The organism is Lacrimispora struthionigena, from assembly GCF_048627165.1.
GTDB lineage: Bacteria > Bacillota > Clostridia > Lachnospirales > Lachnospiraceae > Lacrimispora.
Map to the genome: position 1 here is coordinate 1,994,127 of NZ_JBMBWP010000002.1, position 19,303 is coordinate 2,013,429.

Here is a 19,303-nt window from a genome sequence, read left to right on the forward strand (position 1 = left end):
TCTGCTGCCTGTTTTTTCACGCTTTATTTTAAATTAAAATTATACTGTCCACCCGGTATGGAAACCTTGATGTCCTGATAATCCCATCTTGCTTCATCGGTTATCCAGCTTTGGGCGCCTCGTAACTCAAAATTCCAGTCAGTCAGCTGTCCTCCCGCTGCTTCCATCCTTGCAGCCACTTTATGGCGTACATTATAAGGACAGTAAACCAGTAAAAATCCGCCGCCGCCGGCTCCAAGAAGCTTTCCGCCCAGTGCACCGGCTTTTAAGGCCTCTTCATAGAGTTCATCAATCTGTGGGGTGGTAATCTTGCTGCTCATTCTCTTCTTGCTTTTCCAGCCATAATCCAGAAGCTTGCCAAAGCTGTATAAGTTGCCCTTTAAAAGTTCATCCTTCATAGCATAAGCAAGGGCCTTCACTTCACACATCGCCTCAAATGGATCCTTTTTCTCATAGTTAGAGACCTGATCCTTGATAATGTTGGCAGATACATGAACGTTTCCTGTATAGCAAAGCAGAAGGTTATACTGCAGTTCATGAATGATTTCCTTTTTAATTCTGAGGGGATTCACTACCACGTTATTGCGTCCGTGGAATTCTATAAAATTAAAACCTCCGAAGGTTGCGGCATACTGATCCTGATATCCGCCGTCAATCTTAAGGTCCTCTCTCTCCACCTGATAAGCAAGATCAGCCATGGCGTAGCTGTCAAGCTCTACACCTTTCCATCTCGCCATGGCAGTTAATAGTGCTACCATCACAGTAGAAGAAGTTCCAAGACCAGATCCGGGAGGTGCGTCACACTGTAAGTAAACTTCGCAGCCCTGTTTGATATCCATTGCTTTTAAGGCAGCCGTAACAAGATCCAGCCGTCCATCGTATACATAATTTTCTTTTGTGTTATACTTGACTGTCATGTCAAAATCCAGGGAATGAACGATGATCTGGTCATCTTGTCTTGGAACAATGGAGCAGTATGCATATTTGTTGATGGTACTGCCAATTATGGCTCCTCCCTGCTCGATACAGAAGGGGGCAACGTCTGTTCCTCCTCCTCCAAAGCTGACACGCAGGGGGGCACGTCCTCTGATTATCATATGATCACCCTTCCTTCCTTTACATCTTCCATGAAACGGTAATAATCTTCCGGGATTCCGATATCAATGAAATACCCGTCGTTTACCAGACCGCCAAGCTTTCTTCCCTCCGAAAGCCACAGTGGAATCATATCATGCTCAAGGGATACCTTTCCTTCCGGAATGGTATCTAAAAGAGCGCGTTTTATTAAATAAAATCCGCCGTTGATGGTTCCTTCTTTGGACTCCTCCACCTTTTCGTCAAAGGCGGTCAGACGGCCGTTTTCTAACACCGCCTGTCCATAGCGGGATACATCAGGAACTTTCCGGAGAACAAGAGCCATATCAAGGTCCTTTTCCTCCATCAGTTCCATAAAGCTGCTGCAGTCGATCTGATAGAAGGTATCTGCATTCAAGGCGAAAAACATGTCTTCTGTCACCTGTTTTCCGGCATTTTTTATGGCTCCTGCCGTTCCTAACAGCTCCTCCTCGTAAGCATAAGAAACACGGATTCCCCACTGGGATCCATCTCCAAAATAATCTTCTACCATAGAACCTTTATATCCTACTGCAAAGATAATCTCTGTCACGCCATACCGGATAAGCTGTTTCACCACATATTCCATAAAAGGCTTGTCTTCTATCAGCGCCATAGGCTTTGGCCGGTCACTTACTACGGATCGCAGTCTGGTACCAAGCCCGCCTGCCAGCAAAACTGCCTGCATCTTAATGTCCTCCCTTGTTATATATTAAAAATCCTCTCCCACTACGCTCCATGCCGCATCAATGCTGTGATACGTCCGAATGTAGTTCTGGGTATTCTGGCTCATCTGCCTTAAGCTGTCCGGATCATTGTAAAGAGCAACTACTTCCTCTGCAAATGTCCCCGGTTCGTCTCTTACTACCATCACCTGATCTGCCTCTGGAATTCCTTCAGCCCCGATAGAAGTAGTTACAACAGGAGCGCCATAATAAAGTGCTTCAATAACTTTTCCCTTTACACCTGCCCCGTATCGCAGAGGAACAACTACGATCCGGCAGCTGGCATAAAGACTTGCCAGTTCTTCTTCCGTAACAAAACCTTTTACAATAATCCCGTTATCCGGCTGCTCCAGGGCTTTAATCTCGTCGGTAACCTTGGAACCTACAATGTAGAAATTAACCGGTATCTGCTCTCTGATTAATGGGAATATCTCTCTTGCAAACCACAATACCGCATCTGCATTGGGCGGATGGGCAAAGCCGCCCACAAACAGCAGACCTTCCCTCTTTTCAAAGTCATTGGGTATTTGATTTAAAAACCGGTCAAATACGTAAGCTACAATTGCTTTTACAGGAACGGAAGGCTCGATTTCATGAATGGCTTCCCGCTCAACATAGGACGGATAATAGGAAACGGCCGCTTTTTTCATCAGGCGCAGCTCCATAGATCTCCAGTATTCGGAAGCTTCCCGTTTCTTAGGATCTCCGGTAAGCTCGTATTCCCTGCCTTCCCGAAGGAAATGAAGGTCATGTCCGTAATAAATCAGCTTCATGCTGGTATGTTCCCGGAGAAAATCAATGTATTTCTGAGCGATATGGGGGCGGTTTAAATAAGCTGCCTTTATATCATCACCATGTGCCTTTAACCAGTCCCAGATACCTGCCTGATATTCCCTGCCGTACAGAATCTCAATTCCCATCTGCTGTAATGCGGTGGAATAAGGTTCTTCATGAAGGAAATTGTCTCCCAGGAACTTGACTACATATCCCTTATCAATAAACATTTTTAAATACTGGAATGTGGTTTTGGAACCTGCATCCCTGTCATAGGTAGGTACATAATGATCCACCACCAGGATGATATCCTTTCCCTGGCTTCTTTCTCTGGCACGGAATGGATCAGGGTTACCGTTATTTTCGCTCTGACAGCTAAACTCAGCCGCCCATTTTTCTTTCAGCTTTTTACTGTTTTCCACCTGATAGCGTTTTAAACCGGATCCATTGACATCTGTTCCGTTTGAAATGCCTTCAAAGTGGATTACTTTGGAAAGGGGCTGATAAACCACCCGGTAACCGGCTTTGCGTACCTCAAAGGCAAGATCGGAATCTTCACAATAAGCCGGTGCAAAGAGTTCATCGAAGCCGCCGATCCGTTTCCACAAATCATTGGAAAGAAGGATTGCAGCACCGGAAATATAATCTACGTCTTTTACATAATTGTATTCAGGTTTCTCCGGATCATCGAGACGTCCGTAATTCCATCCAGAGCCGTCGCTCCATAAGATTCCGCCTGCTTCCTGAAGCCGTCCGTCAGGATAAACCAGTTTAGAGCCCACCATTCCGATGGAGGGATCTGACTCGATTAGATTAACCAGACTGTCCAGCCAGCCGTCGGTTACCTGAGTATCATTGTTTAAAAACATGATATACTTTCCTCTTGCCGACTTTGCCGCCTGATTGCAGTTTCTTAAAAATCCCTGGTTGGTTTCATTGCGGCAGATCACCACATTTTCTGTGAATTTGGACAGTTCTGCTGTCGCATCCGTTGATACATCATCTGCAATGATTATCTCATAATCCACATTTTTTGTGTGCTCCAGTATGGACAGGAGGCATGCATAAGTATAATGGATCTGATTGTAAACCGGTATGACGATGGATACCATGGGATGTCCTTCTTTTACAAAACGAAGTTTTCCATGTATCCGGTATGCTGCTCCGATTTTCATATCACCTTCCATGAGATTTCTTCCCTCATCTGTTGTATAGAGGGAAATGGATTTTATAGGGTGAAGTATGGTTTCCTTTATATAAAACAGCACTTTCCGTTTCTTTGTGCCTTGAGGGAATTTCTCATTAAAGATTCTTTTTAACCTGCGCAGTACCTTATAGGAGAAGGATTCATGCTTTCTTAACTGTTCAATAATCCCCTGCATGGTTTCACAGTCTTTTCTAAGGGAAGCAATAATCATGTCCTGGTTGGCAACATGGTTATCCGTTAAGCGCTTTTCCTCCTGCTGTTTTGTAATGGTCAGATCCTTTTCCTTTAATTCAGCCTTCATCTGGGCTATCTGATCCTTGGTATCATCAATCATCTGAGATACCTCAAACATGCTGTCCGGCAGGGCAAATGTCTCATGCATGTAGTTTAAGAGATAGATCTGCTGGTTCTCACCGTGAACATATTCCTGAAAATGGCGTTCCATCTCTTCATAAATACCAATCAGTTCACCGTCTACTCCCTGCTCTTCCATAAAAACTTCCATTGACTCATAGTTCAGGATGCTTTTATACTGCTCATAAAAATAATACAGCACCCGGAATTTTATGAAGTTAACAGGAACTGGAAAAGAGAATACCCATTCATAATCCAGACAGTAAGGACCGTCTTCAGTGATCATGATATTCTCAAAAAGGCAGTCTATGTTGGAATGTTTAAATGCCCAGTCTCTTCTAATCTGCTCTGCAGAATCCGGAAGCACACCGAATACTTCTTCAAACTCCGGCGTGATATGGAACGGCGTCATGTAATCATCATGTACCTTTAAAATCATGGAGATGCCGTCTTCCAGAGAGGCTTCCGAAACTTTCCCGTTTACGATCTGCCGGCCAAGAATCTCAGCATACGTCTCTCCTTTTAAAAATGCAAACCGGGCGGTTGTTCCATCTGAGCTGACCGTTACGTCTGCCACATGTAACCCCTGATTTTGTTCCGTTAAATTATTGTATTTTTCTTCAAAGGAACGGATATGAGGGATTCCCTCAGCCGTCAGGGCAGTCTTTTCCACATAAGGCAGTCCATTTTCTTCCACCAGACTGGTGCGTATCTGAAAAGCTTCTCTTCTTGTTTTATTATATTTTACAAAATTAATTTTCTTCATGACGGCTCCAAATGGTTAAAAATGAATTGGCAAATGTCTCAAACTGTTTTCCTTCACATACTTCATCAAACATCTTACCTAAATCGAAACGTAAGTACTTGGGATAATCATAGGCAAGAATGGCATGGGTTAAATCTCCCTTACCCGGAAGATATCCATCGGAGTATAAAGTTACAGGAAGGCGGTAATCGGGCATGGGATAGTAGAATTTCACAGTTCCCTCGTTCCCTTCACTTCCGCATAAAAGTTCCTTCAACTCGGTTCTGGAAAGGCAAAACTGCTCCGCCTTTGCACCAGCCTGATACTTTAATCCCAGACGGTTTGAAATGGCAGTAATCAGCATTCCGTCGGGTTTTAAAAGTTCTTTGGCCTTTTGCATCATGTCCTGATACGGTTCGCAAAGAGAACCTGCAAAAACGATATAATCAAAGCCCTCATCACTGGTAAAAGAGTCTAAATCATTGTTTACGTAGTGGATATTGTTTTGTTTCTGATTGCGAAGGCGGTTGAACGATAAATTGTTGTGGCAGGGGTCTAATACAGTTACTGCTCTCACTCGTCTGCTGTATAAGCCTGTTAACGCGCCGTAGTCAGATCCCACCTGCAAAAGTGTTGCATCTGGTTTAAACTCAAACCAATCCAGCAGATTTTCTCTAATTTCCGATAAGGCATATAAATAATCCAGCCTGGGATTTTCCTGCAGCAGCTTTTTAATATCTCCATTATAATTCTGATACAGCTTTTTAAGTTCAGGGCTGATATCATTCATGCATCATTCCTCCTTACTTTTCTGCACGCATAAGTGTTAGGCTTACATCCGGTTCCATATCATAAACGCCAACCGTATTCTTGTTGGATATAACGGTAATGTTCACAATATCATACAGACGGTGGTAAACCACATGCTCTCCGTTTTCAAATCCGGTACAGCTCATGGACAGTAAGTATTCTCCACCCTGAAGAGTCATCTTCTGGGTAAATTCCACGACGTATTCATCGCCTTTTTTAACAGATTTTACATCGGAGGACTCAAACATGGTATTGGTACCGGTAAGATCAGCCCCACGCTTGTCCTTGATGGTATAAGTGAAAATCGGTGTTTCGATCTCTCCATGGAAATGAATTCGTTCCTTTATGGTAAAACGCTCTCCCTTTAACAGAAGATTAGTAATATTTCCTCTCTCATCAAGAAGGCCAAAATCTATGATCTCCGCCCTCTTATCGCCGTATTCCGTGCGGTTTGGATTGATGGTCAGCTTATCCTTCATCATTCCGCCTGCTGCCGCCCTGCTTCTTTCCGCAATTGCCTGGTCGCCGGAAAAATCGTTATACAGCCGGTTATCCACAGCTTCCAGTTCTTCGTTCAAATCATCCATCTGGTTTGCCAGAATCTTCTTGTAAAGATCAACCATTTTCCCTGGCTCGCCCTCTGCAATGAAATTTCCTTTGTTCAGCACCACCACGCGGTCACAATACTTGATGATAGCACCCATATCATGGGTAACCATGAGAATGGTGGTTCCATTTTTACGGATTTCCTCCATACGGCGGTAGCATTTTGCCTGGAAGAAAACATCTCCTACGGAAAGTGCCTCATCAACAATGAGAATCTCCGGCTCTACATTAATGGCAAGGGCAAATGCAAGGCGGACAAACATACCGCTGGAATAGGTCTTTACCGGCTGATAGACAAAATCTCCGATGTCGGCAAAATCCAGGATGTCCTGCAGTTTTTCATCCATCTCTTTTCTGGAAAATCCCATCATGGTACCGTTCATGTAGATGTTTTCAATTCCTGTATAGTCCATATTGAATCCTGCTCCAAGTTCCAAAAGAGCAGAGATCACCCCGTTTACCTGCACATCTCCAGTAGTTGGAGTCAGAACTCCGGTAATAATCTTTAAAATAGTGGACTTTCCAGAACCGTTGGTACCGATAATACCTACAGTCTGTCCCTTTTCCACATCAAAAGAAATCCCGTTTAAGGCGAAAAAATCACGGTGGTAATTTTTATGAGTCAGACTCATTGCCTCTTTTAACCGGTCAATGGGTTTTTCATATAATTTATATATTTTGGTTACATTATTAACCGTCAATGCTTTGTTATTCGATTCTACGGACATTGAATCCTCCATGGTAACTGCCTACAGCACATCGGAAAAATGCGGGCGCAGCTTTTTAAATACTTTCAGTCCTATTAAAAACAGGACAATAGTGACAAACCAGAAATAAAGACCAAGAGTTGGCCGTTCAGTAACCCAGTTCCCATATAACATGCTGTCACGGTATCCGGCAACGATATAATAAACCGGATTTATTTTCAACACGCCGGGGAGCCACTCAGGAGCTTTTGGAAACATCTCCGGAGCCCACATAATCGGCACCATCCACATACCAAACTGCAGGCAAATACCCACAATCTGTGCCATATCTTTGAAAAATACATTAATGGCACTGGTAAAATAGGTAATAGCCAGAGATAACATGGAAGCAGCAAAGGTATAGTAAATGATCTGAAACCAGCTGGCCTTTGGCAAAAAGCCATAACATAAAAATACTACAAACATAATGATAGCAAATATTCCATGTACCATCAGACAGGATAACATCTTAATAAATGGAAGAATCTCCACACGGAAAACTACCTTTTTTACCAGATAATTGTATTCCTGCAGGCAGTTGGTCCCCATGTTTAAAACCTCACTGATAAAAAACCATGGCACAATACCTGGAATCAGCCACAGTACATAGGGGTAAACCTTAATTGGTGGCACACTTTTAAATCCCATCTGGAACACAAAAAAATAAACAAGAACCGTGGCAATCGGCTGCAGAAACATCCATGCAATTCCGAAATAAGAGCCTACAAACCGCTTCTTAAAATCCGCTTTTGCTAAATCCAGAATCAGTTTTCTTTTTATATAGATTTCTTTTAATAAGGAAACCAGATAATTCATGGTTTTCTCCTCTCGTTAAAATTTAAACGTATCCCGGATACCGTTCCACTTCTGGTCTTTATCGGAAATAGTAAGTTCCATTCCCTCTGAAATTGGCCATTCAATTCCGATCTCGGGATCACTCCAAAGAATTCCGCCTTCGTCGCCCGGATGGTAGAAGTCCGTACATTTATAAGCAAATTCTGCTTCATCAGACAGAACTAAAAATCCATGTGCAAAGCCTTCTGAAATATAGAACTGCTTTTTGTTTTCTGCAGACAGCTCCACACCGAACCACTTACCATAAGTTTTGGAATTAGCTCTTAAATCAACTGCCACATCAAACACAGTTCCTCTCACTGCTCGTACCAGTTTTCCCTGGGGAAACTGCTTCTGAAAATGAAGTCCTCTAAGCACACCTTTTACAGACATGGACTGGTTATCCTGTACAAAATTCATGTTCAGTCCCGCTTCGTGAAAATCATTCTGGTTATAGGTTTCCATAAAATATCCTCTGGAATCCGGAAATACGGTTGGTTCAATGACATAAAGCCCTTCTATCTCGCATGCTGTTACTTTTATCTTTCCCATATTTTTATGCTCCTTTACATATCAAAACATTCTTTTACTTGTAGCATTCTACCACAACTCAGCCAAGATTTCTATATATAGGAAAATTTTTATTGGTTTCTGCCCGGTTGACGTCTCATTTCTGATACATCTATGCATAAATGCCACCCAACTGAAAAATTTCAGATGGACGGCGACTTTATTACTCCTGAATAAATTAAAGATGCCGCCTGGCTATACGAATCAGCCAGACGGCAACGTTTTTTTATTAACTTACAATTATCCGGTCAGATTCACGCACCGGTCCATGCACCATCAGTTCCTACATAATACCCATCCGGTGTTTTAGCACTGGTATACATGGCACCGTTGTCTCCACAGTAATACCATTTTGCATTCCATAACACCCAGCCTGTTACCATATATCCATGTTCATTGAAATAGTACCAATATCCGTTAATATACTGCCAGTTACTAACTGTATAGCTTTTGTCTGCATTACAGTACCACCAGCCACTGTCATCCTTTAACCATGCACCGGTGCCTGCTGAAGCTCCGGGACCTGCAGAATTGGTGGTGCTGACAGAACTGCTGGTACTGATCTCCTGCGCCACCGAAGAAGTCACGTACCAGGAATCCGACTCTTCCCAGCTTCCTTTGTTGGAAGAATTATAGACGCCTCTTACTTTGAATGTATAATAGCCGCTTGAAGTAATATAACTGGAAAAATTATAGCTGGAACCTGTAGTGGTAAGCACAGAAGTCACAGTACTGCTTCCTCTGTATAACCTGATTTCATATTTTTTTGCATCTTCCGCTTCATCCCAGTTAGCCGTTCCAGTGGATTCATTCCATGATAAATCACTGGCATCGAGAGAGTAACTGTCGCTGCTGTCATCGTCCAACGCGTCAAGAGTAATATAGACTATCAGTTCGGAACTGCTGCTCCTGCTTACAGAGGTAACTGTACCATCAGATCCGCTAATGCTTACACTGCTTTTGGAGAATCCACTGGCAAAATAGTAATCATCATCGGCCTCCAGATAAACCTTCAGTTTTGGCTTATCTCCATCTTCCCACTCATCATTAGGAGTATTGGTAACGGTTGTATCTTCCACACTGTATTTACTGGAACTGGTAGTAACTGTTACATCACTGGAACTACTTCCTGTTTCTATGTCTGAATCAATGACCAGCGAGACACTGCCAATCGTGGTTTGAGTCGATGCCATAGAAGAAAGCGGATATAAGGTCATGAAAACTGCGGTACCCAAAATAGCCATAGTCTTTTTATATTGAATCATGTCTGTTACCTCCTGCAATTTTAATCCGGGCCAAGATACCAGCCAGCGGTTTGTTCTGTTTTCTCCATAATAATTTATCACTATATGCTTAAATCTGTCTTAAATATTACAGAGAATTCCAGAAACAGTAATTTTATGCAGAGACAACCGGTTTACTTTTAAATATTATAAGCTTACTGCTTCACAATAAATGATTTCCTCTTACTTACCACATCAAATATAACTGCCGCCAAAAGAACGGTTCCCTTTACCACTTTCTGAAGGTTCTGATCTACACCCATAATGCTCATACCCAGGTTTAAAACACCCATCAGTGTGGCGCCTACAATAACACCTGGTACGGTTCCTGTTCCACCGTATGCAGAGGCTCCGCCGATGAAGCAGGCTCCGATGGCATCCATTTCATAGTTATTTCCTGCTGTTGGGTTAGCAGAGTTCAAACGGGCCAGGGTTACCATGCCTGCTACGGCTGCCAGCAGACCCATATTTAAGTAGGCAAGAAAATAAACCTTATTGGTATCGATACCGGAAAGTCTGGTTGCTTTTTCGTTTCCGCCCACTGCATAGAAATATCGTCCTGTGGTTGTTTTGGAAGATATGTAGCTGTAAATTCCGATGATTACCACAACCCAGATCAGAGCATTGGGTATTCCTTTGTAGAGAGACAGCTTATACATGAAGAAAAGTATTACTGCAGTCATCAATACCATTTTAATGATCATACTGTTTAGGGGATCTACCCGGTATCCCTTTTTCAGTTTTCTTTTTCTGGTGATCAGTTCTGATACAATAAAGATGCAGCAGGCTGCAATTCCTACAAGGAAGCAGGTGAGGTTAAAGCCCTTCATACCAAACACATCAGGAACATAGGTATTAAACAGATTTAAAAAGCTGTCCGGTACGGGAGAAAGGGTCATTCCCTGAAGGACTACGTTTGAAAGCCCGCGGAAGATGAGCATTCCTGCCAGTGTTACGATAAATGGGGGGATTCGTACGTAAGCAATCCAGAAGCCCTGCCAGGCTCCGGCCAGTATGCCGATGATGATCATGGAAAGAAGGGAAAGATAAGGATTCATTCCCATCTTAATCATCATGCTTCCGCCTATGGCTCCTACGAAGCAGACCACAGAACCAACCGATAAATCAATATTACCGCCTGTCAGAATACAGAAGAGCATTCCGGTTGCCAGAATAAACACATATGCATTTTGTGCGATTAAGTTGTTTACGTTCTGGGCAAGAAGCATTTTACCTCCTGTATTTACAGTAAACAAGATTACGACTACTGCCAGAACGATTACCATCGTATATTTTTTTAGTGCTTCCGACAATTTTAATTTATTCTCCATCTTCTACTCTCCCTTCCTCTTCCATGCCCATGTTATCCGGGGTTAAAGGTATTCCCGAAGGATGCTTATCTGATTTTAAAATGCATGCCATGATTTTTTCCTGTGTGGCCTCCTGTGAGTTCATCTCTCCAACAATACGCCCCTCGTTCATGATATAAATGCGGTCAGACATACCAAGAATCTCCGGCAGCTCTGAGGATATCATGACAATGGATTTTCCGGCGGCAGCCAGTTTGTTTATGATACAGTAGATTTCATATTTGGCGCCTACGTCAATTCCTCTGGTTGGCTCATCTAAAATCATAATATCCGGCTCTGCAAACATCCATTTGGATAAAAGAACCTTTTGCTGGTTTCCTCCGCTTAAGTTTCCTACGGTCTGTTCCACGGAAGGGCATTTGGTCTTTAACTTATTAATATAATCTTCAGCAGCCATGACTTCCCTGTCTTTATCAATGATGGTTCGGAAGCTGACTGCACGGAGATTGGCAAGGGTGGTGTTGATTCGTATGGGATTTCCAAGAATCAGGCCATTGCCTTTCCGGTCTTCAGTCACGTAGGCCAATTTATGCCGGATGGCATCCCGCACAGAACGAAGATGGACTTCCTGACCGTGAATCTTTAACGTACCGGAAATATTTGCTCCATAGCTTTTTCCAAAAAGACTCATGGCAAGTTCTGTTCTTCCTGCCCCCATCAGGCCGCAGATTCCCACAACTTCTCCTTTTTTTACATAGAAGGATACGTCGTTTACTAACTTACGCTCTGAATAAAGGGGATGGCTGGCATTCCAGTGTTCCACTTCCATGGATTTTTCACCGATCTGAATGTCCGTACGCTTGGGGAAACGGTCTACCAGTTCTCTTCCCACCATTCCTTTTATAATCCGGTCTTCTGTTACATTATCTGTCTTCCTGTTCAGTGTTTCTATGGTTGAGCCATCGCGGATAATGGTGATTTTATCTGCTACATAGGCAATTTCATTCAGTTTATGAGATATGATGATAGAAGTCATACCTTCTGCTTTGAACTTTTTCAAAAGGTCCAGAAGTGCTTTTGAATCATCTTCATTTAGGGATGCAGTTGGTTCATCCAAAATCAGCAGTTTTGCCTTTTTTGCAAGTGCCTTTGCTATTTCTACCAGCTGCTGCTTTCCTACTCCGATATCCTTAATAAGCGTATGGGAGGATTCGGAAAGTCCTACTGTTTTTAAATACTGATCAGCCTCCCCAAAAGTTTCATTCCAGTTGATTGCGAATTTCTTTCCTTTTTCATTTCCAAGATACATGTTTTCCGCAATTGTCATATAGGGAACCAGTGCCAGTTCCTGATGAATAATGACAATTCCCTTTTTTTCACTGTCACTGATATGACTGAATTTACAAATCTCTCCGTTATAAATGATATCTCCTTCGTAAGAACCGTAGGGATAGATACCGCTGAGTACATTCATCAGAGTGGATTTCCCCGCTCCATTTTCGCCCACCAGAGCATGGATCTCCCCTTCTTCTACCTGAAGGTTTACTAAATCCAGGGCTTTCACACCCGGAAACGTCTTGGTGATGTTTTTCATTTCCAAAAGTATATTTGCCAAGAATATCCCTCCCTCTTTATATATTCAGAGGACGGCTTTCATTGATAAAAGCCGTCCCCCATAAGGAAATCCGCCTGATTACTTTAACTGGTCTTCGGTATAATAACCGGAAGTGATCAGCATCTCTTTATAGTTGTCAACGGTAACAACCACTGGATCGCAAAGATAGGTTGGAATAATTCCGGTTCCGTTGTCATAGGACTTGGTATCGTTGATCTCAGCTTTGCCGCCCTGCATAACGGAATCTACCATCTTAACTACCTGGGTAGCCAGAGTTCTGGTATCCTTAAATACGCTCATGGCCTGTTTTCCCTGGATCATGTTCTTTACGTTTGCAATATCGCAGTCCTGGCCTGTGATAATTGGATATTTTCCGGTGTAAGAAGAAGCAAGTGCATTTTCAACACCAAGAGCGGTGGAATCGTTGGAGCAGAGAACTGCGTCAAGTACGGTTCCGTCTGAATAGTTACCTGCAATAATGGTATCCATACGGTTCTGAGCTTTCTCAGAATCCCATTTCTCGGTTGCAACCTGCTCAAATGCTGTCTGACCGGATTTAACAACCAGTCTGCCGTTGTCTACATATTTCTTTAAAACATCCATAGCTCCTCCGAAGAAGAACTTGCAGTTATTATCAGCAGGATCGCCTGTGAAGAATTCGATATTCTTGGGATCGCCGGCTTTGTCAAGTCCAAGAGATTTCTCTAAATACTCGCCCTGCTTCTGGCCTACTTTGTAGTTATCAAAGGTTGCGTAATATGTAACTGCATCTGAGTTCATGATCAGACGGTCATAAGCAATAACCGGAATTCCCATGGATTTTGCCTGGGAAAGCGGCTCTCCTAAAGAACTTCCATCGATGGAAGCGATCACTAACATTTTGCAGCCATTGGAAATCATGTTTTCAATCTGGGAAACCTGAGTCTGAACGTCGTTGCTGGCATACTGTAAATCTACCTTATAGCCTGCAGCTTCCAGTTCTTTCTTCATGTTGGAGCCATCCTGATTCCATCTTTGTAAATCCTTGGTCGGCATGGCAACACCGATTAAGACTCCGTCTTTCTTTTCTGTTTTTGCTGCTGCGGTAGTGGTTTCTGCTGCTTTGGTTGTCTCAGCAGCTGCTGCCGTAGTGGTGGTCTCTGGAGCTTTGGTTTCCGGTGCCTTGCTTCCCCCGCTGCACCCAGCCAGCATTCCTGCCGTCATGGCAAGAGTCATTGCGACTGCTAAAAGTTTTCTTTTCATTGATAAATCCTCCTCCAATACTTGTTTTTGATATGCATATTTTAGCATGGAAGAATCAGGACTTGTTTGCTAACCGTTAGCACGGATTCATCCACATAAAAAAAGCCCTGTGTGAACAGGACTTTTTTAACTGGCAAAAAAATGCTACTGCTGTATGACATTTAAATATACATCTTCCCTGGCATGAAAACCGCCCTGAATGATGACAGAATCCATGTTTTCCCGAGTCACTGCAACAGGATTTAGCTCCAGATACGGCACATCATAGGTTCCGTCGTTTATGGTCTGGTCGATTCCTTTTAGGGGCTCCCCCTTCCCCAGCATGACCGCATACTCTGCCGCCAGCCTGGCTTCCTCTTCCACCGATTTAAAAGCAGTCATATTCTGGGTGCCCTCCACAATCCGCTGGCAGGCCATCAAATCGCCGTCCTGACCAACAAGACACACCTTCCCTGCCAGCCGGTCTTCGGACAGCACTTTGAAAACCTGAGTGGCCAGATCGTCATTTCCGCACATGATTCCCTTCACATCGGGATATTTTTCAAGTGCCTCTTTGGCATAATCGTAGGCGTGCTCTGCAAGCCATCCCTCACAATTGTTCTGATAGACCACATCTAAATTTTTACCTTCTAAAACAGAATTGAAGCCCTCACGGATCATTGCCACATTATGATCGGATTCCGGTCCCTGAATCATGATGACTTTTCCACCCTCAGGTATGTTCTGAACCAGATTTTCTGCCATCAGGCTCCCCACGCCCTTGTTGTCAAAGGAGATGTACATATCACTGTTTGCATTTAAAACCAGGCGGTCATAGCTCATGGTTTTTATTCCTGCCGCCTTTGCTTTCTTCATCACATCTGACAGAGCCTCGCAGTCACCTGCCACCACCACAATGACATCCATCTGCTTCTTAATAAAATACTGGATCTGCTCGATCTGTTCATTCACATCACCGTTGGCATTTTGTACATTGACTTCCGCACCCATTTCTTTTGCAGCAGAAACGAAGACATCCCGGTCTCTGATCCACCGCTCAATGACAAATGAATCAATGCTCAGACCGATCTGCAAAGGCCTCTCCCCCGCCTTTTCCTGTTCCTGCTCTGCAGTCTCAACCTTTGCCTGTCTGCACCCTGACATCAGAATACAACAGGCTAATCCCATCAGTAATAACCTCCCGCCCCACATTTTCATAACCTTACCTCTCCCTGTATTCGGTTGGTGTCATCCCTTCATATTTCTTAAATATCCTGCTGAAATAATTGGGATCACTGTAGCCGGACATCACGCAGATCTCTTTAATGCTGTATCTGGGATCCTCCAGCAGCCTTCTGGCGTTTTTGATTCTGTTCCTGGTCACATATTCTATGAAATTCTCCCCTACCTCCTGTTTGAACAGCTTGCTGAAATAATAGGGGCTGATGTCCACCATTCGTGATACGTCGTCAAGAGAAATGTCCCTGGCGTAATTCTCGTCTATATACCCCTTGACCCTTGATACCACATTTTCAAATTCCCGCTCCCTGGAGGTACTGATCTTATCGCAGATATCCCTGGTTTTACTTAAGAACCAGCGCCGCACCCCTTCTCCATCAGCTGCTTCCTTTAACTCTGCCATATAGTTTTCCCGGTAACGGAATCCGTAGCGGACATTCCCGGCTTCAAAAGCCCTCCGCTCCAGTCTCATCACCAGTTCCAGAACCTTGATTTCAATGTTGGATCTCATATCACCGTCATGTACCAGCATCCAGTCAAAAAATTCATTGGCACAGGATAACGCACCCTCCCGGTCTGCTTTCATGCCTCTTTGCAGGTACTGATTCTCCAGATCAAGAGGATATTCCCCATCGTATTCCGCTACTGCCGGAATATCGGTTATATGCACCACATGGCTGTCACTTTCTCTTAAGGATTTTAAGGCCTCCGTATAGGAATGACGGATTTCGGCCAGAGGTTTTACAGATCCGATTCCGCCCCTGCACTTAATGTCCATGCTGTTTTCCAGCTTATGAATCATGTTCCTGGTCCTTGTGATCACTTCCACCCGCTTTTCATACTGCATCTTTTCCTGATCGAAGGAAAGAAATAAAACCAGTCTGTTTCCCATGGCAGGACCGATGACGCATTCAAAATAGTCCTTAAGAATCTCCCGTACCATGTTGTAATATTTATTGACCTTCACCCCCACTCCGATGGCATTGGTCATGGTTCCCCCTTCCATGCTGTCTCCAAATTCCAAAACCACGATGAAACCATAGGGCTTTCGGATATCTAGCATTTCCGGGTACCCGCTGTGAAAGGGGTCTGAATCTTCCTGAAGTATGGTGTAAATAAACCCGCTTTCGATCATGGGAACGACAATTTCCAGACGTTCTCTAATCTTTAGATCATCACTGATCTTCTGCCTTGCCTCCTCAACCTGATGCATGGCCTTTACGCAGACATCGAGAATTTTCTTCTTATTTACCGGCTTCATAATGAATTCCATCACGCCAAGATTCACCGCTTCTTGGGCGTAAGAAAACTTATCAAAGGCTGTCATAATGATAAATACCATGGTCTGGTTGAATTTACGTATCTCCCTGATTGCCTGGATTCCGCTTAATCCAGGCATCTGAATGTCTACAAAAGCAATATCCGGGCGGAATTGACCCGCCTGTTCAATTACCGCTCTTCCTGTTTTTACGCAGACGATCTCACACTCACTTTTGAAGTTTGATTCAATAATACTCCGTATGGATTCCAGCATAATCCCTTCATCATCTGCTACCAGTATCCGAAACATGTATCTCTTCCCCCTTTTTAGGAATCCGTAAAATTACTGAAGTCCCCTGATCCTCCCCTTCACTGACAATAGAAAACAGTTCCTTTCTATTATAATAAAGCTCCAGACGGGAAATCACATTGTAAATACCAATTCCGGTAGATGCCGTATCTTCCTGGATTCTTACGCCTTCCTGTATCCGCTTTAATTTTTCTTTCTCAATTCCCTTTCCATTATCATCAATGCGGATTTCTATGGCGTCCTCCTGATTTTTCACAGAGAGACGGATATTTCCCGGCCAGCTGATATTCCGGATTCCGTGTGTTACTGCATTCTCTACCAGCGGCTGCAGGGTCATGCTGGGCATGGAATAGTCCAAAGCATCTTCCTCCAGGCTTGATTCATAGTGAATATCACCTGCAAACCGGACATTTAAAATGTAGATATAGTTTTCAACCGTACCCACCTCTTCCCGGATGGTAGCATCTTCCGCACCTTTTTTCACATTGTAACGAAAGAAATCTGCCATTTTTTCCATGAATACTGAGGTTTTCTCTGCATCCTCCATCATTGCCAGCTGTACGCCTGCATTGAGCGAATTAAAGAGAAAATGAGGATTAATCTGGGACTGGAGATATCGTAAACGGGCTTCCTTTAAATGATTTTCCATTAAAAGCTCCCGTTCCTTCATCTCCTGCTCTTTTTCTGCACTCTCTTTAATTTTATTCACATAATCGGCCAAACTGTCCACCATTTGGTTAAAAGTCTTCGTTACAATCCCAAGTTCATCCCCCGAACGGATATAAGGTACTTTTACATGGAAATTCCCCTGTCCAACCAGCTTTGCCGTATGTGCCAGACTGGTGAGAGGGGTAACGATGTCCCTGGTCATCATCATCATGACAGTGAGGCTGATAATCATAACAATGACCAGTATAACAGAGCTGATCACCTCTAAGTACTGGAGCGCAGCCTGAAGAGTCTGATAGCTGGCGGAGTTGTTCTTAAACTGTCTACTGTTGAGAACAGCAATATCGTGGTTTATGAACTGGTAAAGCTTTAATGCGGATTCATAGGAGCTTTTGTACTTTTCTACATTCTGTCCCCGCTTTGCCTGTACCGTTTCATCTGTAACCGCCAGATAGCTGTCAGACATATTCCGGATATTTTTCTCCAGAAGCTGTACGGGGTTGTCCGTTACCAGAACATTCAGTCCATCTAAAAGCTTCCTGTAATCCTGTTCTGCGCGGTAATAATCTGTTAGTGACTCGGAGTCTTTTACCTGTAAGTATTTGTACATAAAGTTCTGAACATTGGTCAGCGCATCGGATAATTCGTTTAGATTCACATTGCTCATATAAACGGAATTCATCCGCTCCACCATCTGATTGATCTGGGCATAGATAAACAGATTACTGGCAAAGAGGACCACTGCTGTTACCGCTATTTCCAGAAAGAGCTTTCTGGTGATGGGTAAATTCTCCCAGATTGAATTTGGCTTATTTTTCATGGGCTTTTCGCTCCTGCCTCTTGTATTCCGGAACCTGTTCCTCTGTCACAAACTGGAGATCTACACTGTAAAAGGAATTGGTCCGCCCATCCTTTATGGATTCTGTCAGAGCCTGTACGCTGTATTTGCCCATCTGACTGGTATCAATGCAGAGAGTCATTGCCATGGTTCCCTTCTCCACTGCCTCTAACGCTGCTTTTGATTTGTAATAGCCAATCACCTGGGTTTTTCCCACTCTGTTATAATCAATCACCGCCTGGTAAACCGCTTCCGTATCCACCTCATCCATGCACACAATCACATCCGGCGGCCCCTGTGCATTCTGAAAAAGGTTGCGGACAATCTCTTCTGATTCAAAGGCTCTACCGGATGGAATCCTGATTTCTTCCACTTTAATTCTGTCTGCATTTTCTTTGGTAGTAACCATACGGTTGTTAATCTGATTAAAGATCTGAGCCTGATTGCTGTCTATGGAATTATCGTGGAGCAGCATCATAACCCGCGTAATCCCATCGTGGTTAGGCAGGATTTTTAAGATCTGATTGCCGTATTCCTGCCCAAGCTGATAGGAATTGATCCCTACATAGCTTTTCCGCTCCGTATTAGGAGCATCATTTAGAATAGTTACCACCGGAATCCCGTTCCTGGCCGCTTCATTGATCCGTTCCTCCAGCATTTGTTCTCCGGTAAATTCAAGTAAAATCCCATCCACTTTGGCAGCGATACTCATATCCATAAAATCCAGGGTGGAATACTCCGATGACTGGTTTTTCCCCTTCAGTTCTACATATGCATCGTATTGTGCCGCTTCTTCTTTCACACTCTGGTATACGTCATTCCAGAACTGGGAATCTAAATTGTCAATGATCATCACGTAATGATACCGGTATGTAACCGTGTTTTCCGCATGCTCCACCCCGATCTTCTTGAGCACATATCCATAAAAAGAGGAGGTTAAGAGTGTAAGAAACACGATTCCGGATAACCCGGCAAGCATTAAAAAAAGCAGACCCTTTTTTCCGTTTTGCATAGACTCCCCTCCAAGTCATTTAACTGTTTTATTTCATTATACTAGAATACATAGGAAAACAA

General features: G+C 43.5%; 15 protein-coding genes. All 15 read right to left on the minus strand.

The annotated features are described in order from the left end of the window. Positions 1-23: 23 nt before the first annotated feature. Entirely contained in the window at positions 24-1,097 is a 1,074-nt protein-coding gene (locus tag ACOAOT_RS18335; protein WP_420218286.1) for a GHMP family kinase ATP-binding protein, read from the minus strand. Next, a complete protein-coding gene (locus ACOAOT_RS18340; RefSeq protein WP_420218287.1) occupies positions 1,094-1,801 on the minus strand; it encodes a nucleotidyltransferase family protein in 708 nt (235 codons plus the stop codon). Before ACOAOT_RS18340 ends, ACOAOT_RS18335 begins: the two co-directional genes overlap by 4 nt. Positions 1,802-1,825: 24 nt before the next feature. Next, on the minus strand, positions 1,826-4,939 hold the full coding sequence (locus ACOAOT_RS18345; RefSeq protein ID WP_420218288.1) for a glycosyltransferase: 3,114 nt from the start codon (positions 4,937-4,939) through the stop codon (positions 1,826-1,828). Further along, the gene (locus tag ACOAOT_RS18350) at positions 4,926-5,708 is read right to left on the minus strand and encodes a class I SAM-dependent methyltransferase (RefSeq protein ID WP_420218289.1); all 783 of its coding nucleotides are present in this window, start codon (positions 5,706-5,708) and stop codon (positions 4,926-4,928) included. Before ACOAOT_RS18350 ends, ACOAOT_RS18345 begins: the two co-directional genes overlap by 14 nt. Before the next feature lie 13 nt (positions 5,709-5,721). After that, positions 5,722-7,062: an ABC transporter ATP-binding protein gene (locus ACOAOT_RS18355; RefSeq protein WP_420218290.1), complete on the minus strand. Its 1,341-nt coding sequence runs from the start codon at positions 7,060-7,062 to the stop codon at positions 5,722-5,724. 21 nt (positions 7,063-7,083) lie between these two features. Beyond that, the gene (locus ACOAOT_RS18360; RefSeq protein ID WP_420218291.1) at positions 7,084-7,896 is read right to left on the minus strand and encodes an ABC transporter permease; all 813 of its coding nucleotides are present in this window, start codon (positions 7,894-7,896) and stop codon (positions 7,084-7,086) included. A 15-nt stretch (positions 7,897-7,911) separates the two neighbouring features. Then, positions 7,912-8,466 carry a dTDP-4-dehydrorhamnose 3,5-epimerase gene (rfbC, locus tag ACOAOT_RS18365; RefSeq protein ID WP_420218292.1) on the minus strand — a complete coding sequence of 185 codons (555 nt, stop codon included), beginning with the start codon at positions 8,464-8,466 and terminating at the stop codon, positions 7,912-7,914. A gap of 272 nt (positions 8,467-8,738) precedes the next feature. Then, positions 8,739-9,749, minus strand: coding sequence for a hypothetical protein (locus tag ACOAOT_RS18370; protein WP_420218293.1), 1,011 nt, complete (start codon positions 9,747-9,749; stop codon positions 8,739-8,741). Positions 9,750-9,922: 173 nt separating this feature from the next. After that, the gene (gene mmsB / locus ACOAOT_RS18375; RefSeq protein WP_420218294.1) at positions 9,923-11,098 is read right to left on the minus strand and encodes a multiple monosaccharide ABC transporter permease; all 1,176 of its coding nucleotides are present in this window, start codon (positions 11,096-11,098) and stop codon (positions 9,923-9,925) included. Beyond that, positions 11,088-12,692, minus strand: a complete 1,605-nt coding sequence (mmsA, locus tag ACOAOT_RS18380) for a multiple monosaccharide ABC transporter ATP-binding protein (RefSeq protein WP_420218295.1) — start codon at positions 12,690-12,692, stop codon at positions 11,088-11,090. The genes mmsB and mmsA overlap by 11 nt, the downstream gene beginning before the upstream one ends. A 78-nt stretch (positions 12,693-12,770) precedes the next feature. After that, the gene (gene chvE / locus ACOAOT_RS18385) at positions 12,771-13,934 is read right to left on the minus strand and encodes a multiple monosaccharide ABC transporter substrate-binding protein (RefSeq protein ID WP_104434347.1); all 1,164 of its coding nucleotides are present in this window, start codon (positions 13,932-13,934) and stop codon (positions 12,771-12,773) included. A 144-nt stretch (positions 13,935-14,078) separates the two neighbouring features. Next, positions 14,079-15,131 (minus strand): substrate-binding domain-containing protein, encoded by a 1,053-nt coding sequence (locus tag ACOAOT_RS18390; protein ID WP_420218296.1) that lies wholly within the window; start codon positions 15,129-15,131, stop codon positions 14,079-14,081. A 4-nt stretch (positions 15,132-15,135) separates the two neighbouring features. Then, a complete protein-coding gene (locus ACOAOT_RS18395) occupies positions 15,136-16,722 on the minus strand; it encodes a response regulator transcription factor (RefSeq protein WP_420218297.1) in 1,587 nt (528 codons plus the stop codon). Then, entirely contained in the window at positions 16,697-18,211 is a 1,515-nt protein-coding gene (locus ACOAOT_RS18400) for a sensor histidine kinase (RefSeq protein WP_420218298.1), read from the minus strand. The genes ACOAOT_RS18395 and ACOAOT_RS18400 overlap by 26 nt, the downstream gene beginning before the upstream one ends. Then, complete coding sequence (locus ACOAOT_RS18405) at positions 18,201-19,241, minus strand: substrate-binding domain-containing protein (RefSeq protein WP_420218299.1); 1,041 nt, start codon at positions 19,239-19,241, stop codon at positions 18,201-18,203. Before ACOAOT_RS18405 ends, ACOAOT_RS18400 begins: the two co-directional genes overlap by 11 nt. Between the last annotated feature and the right edge of the window lie 62 nt (positions 19,242-19,303).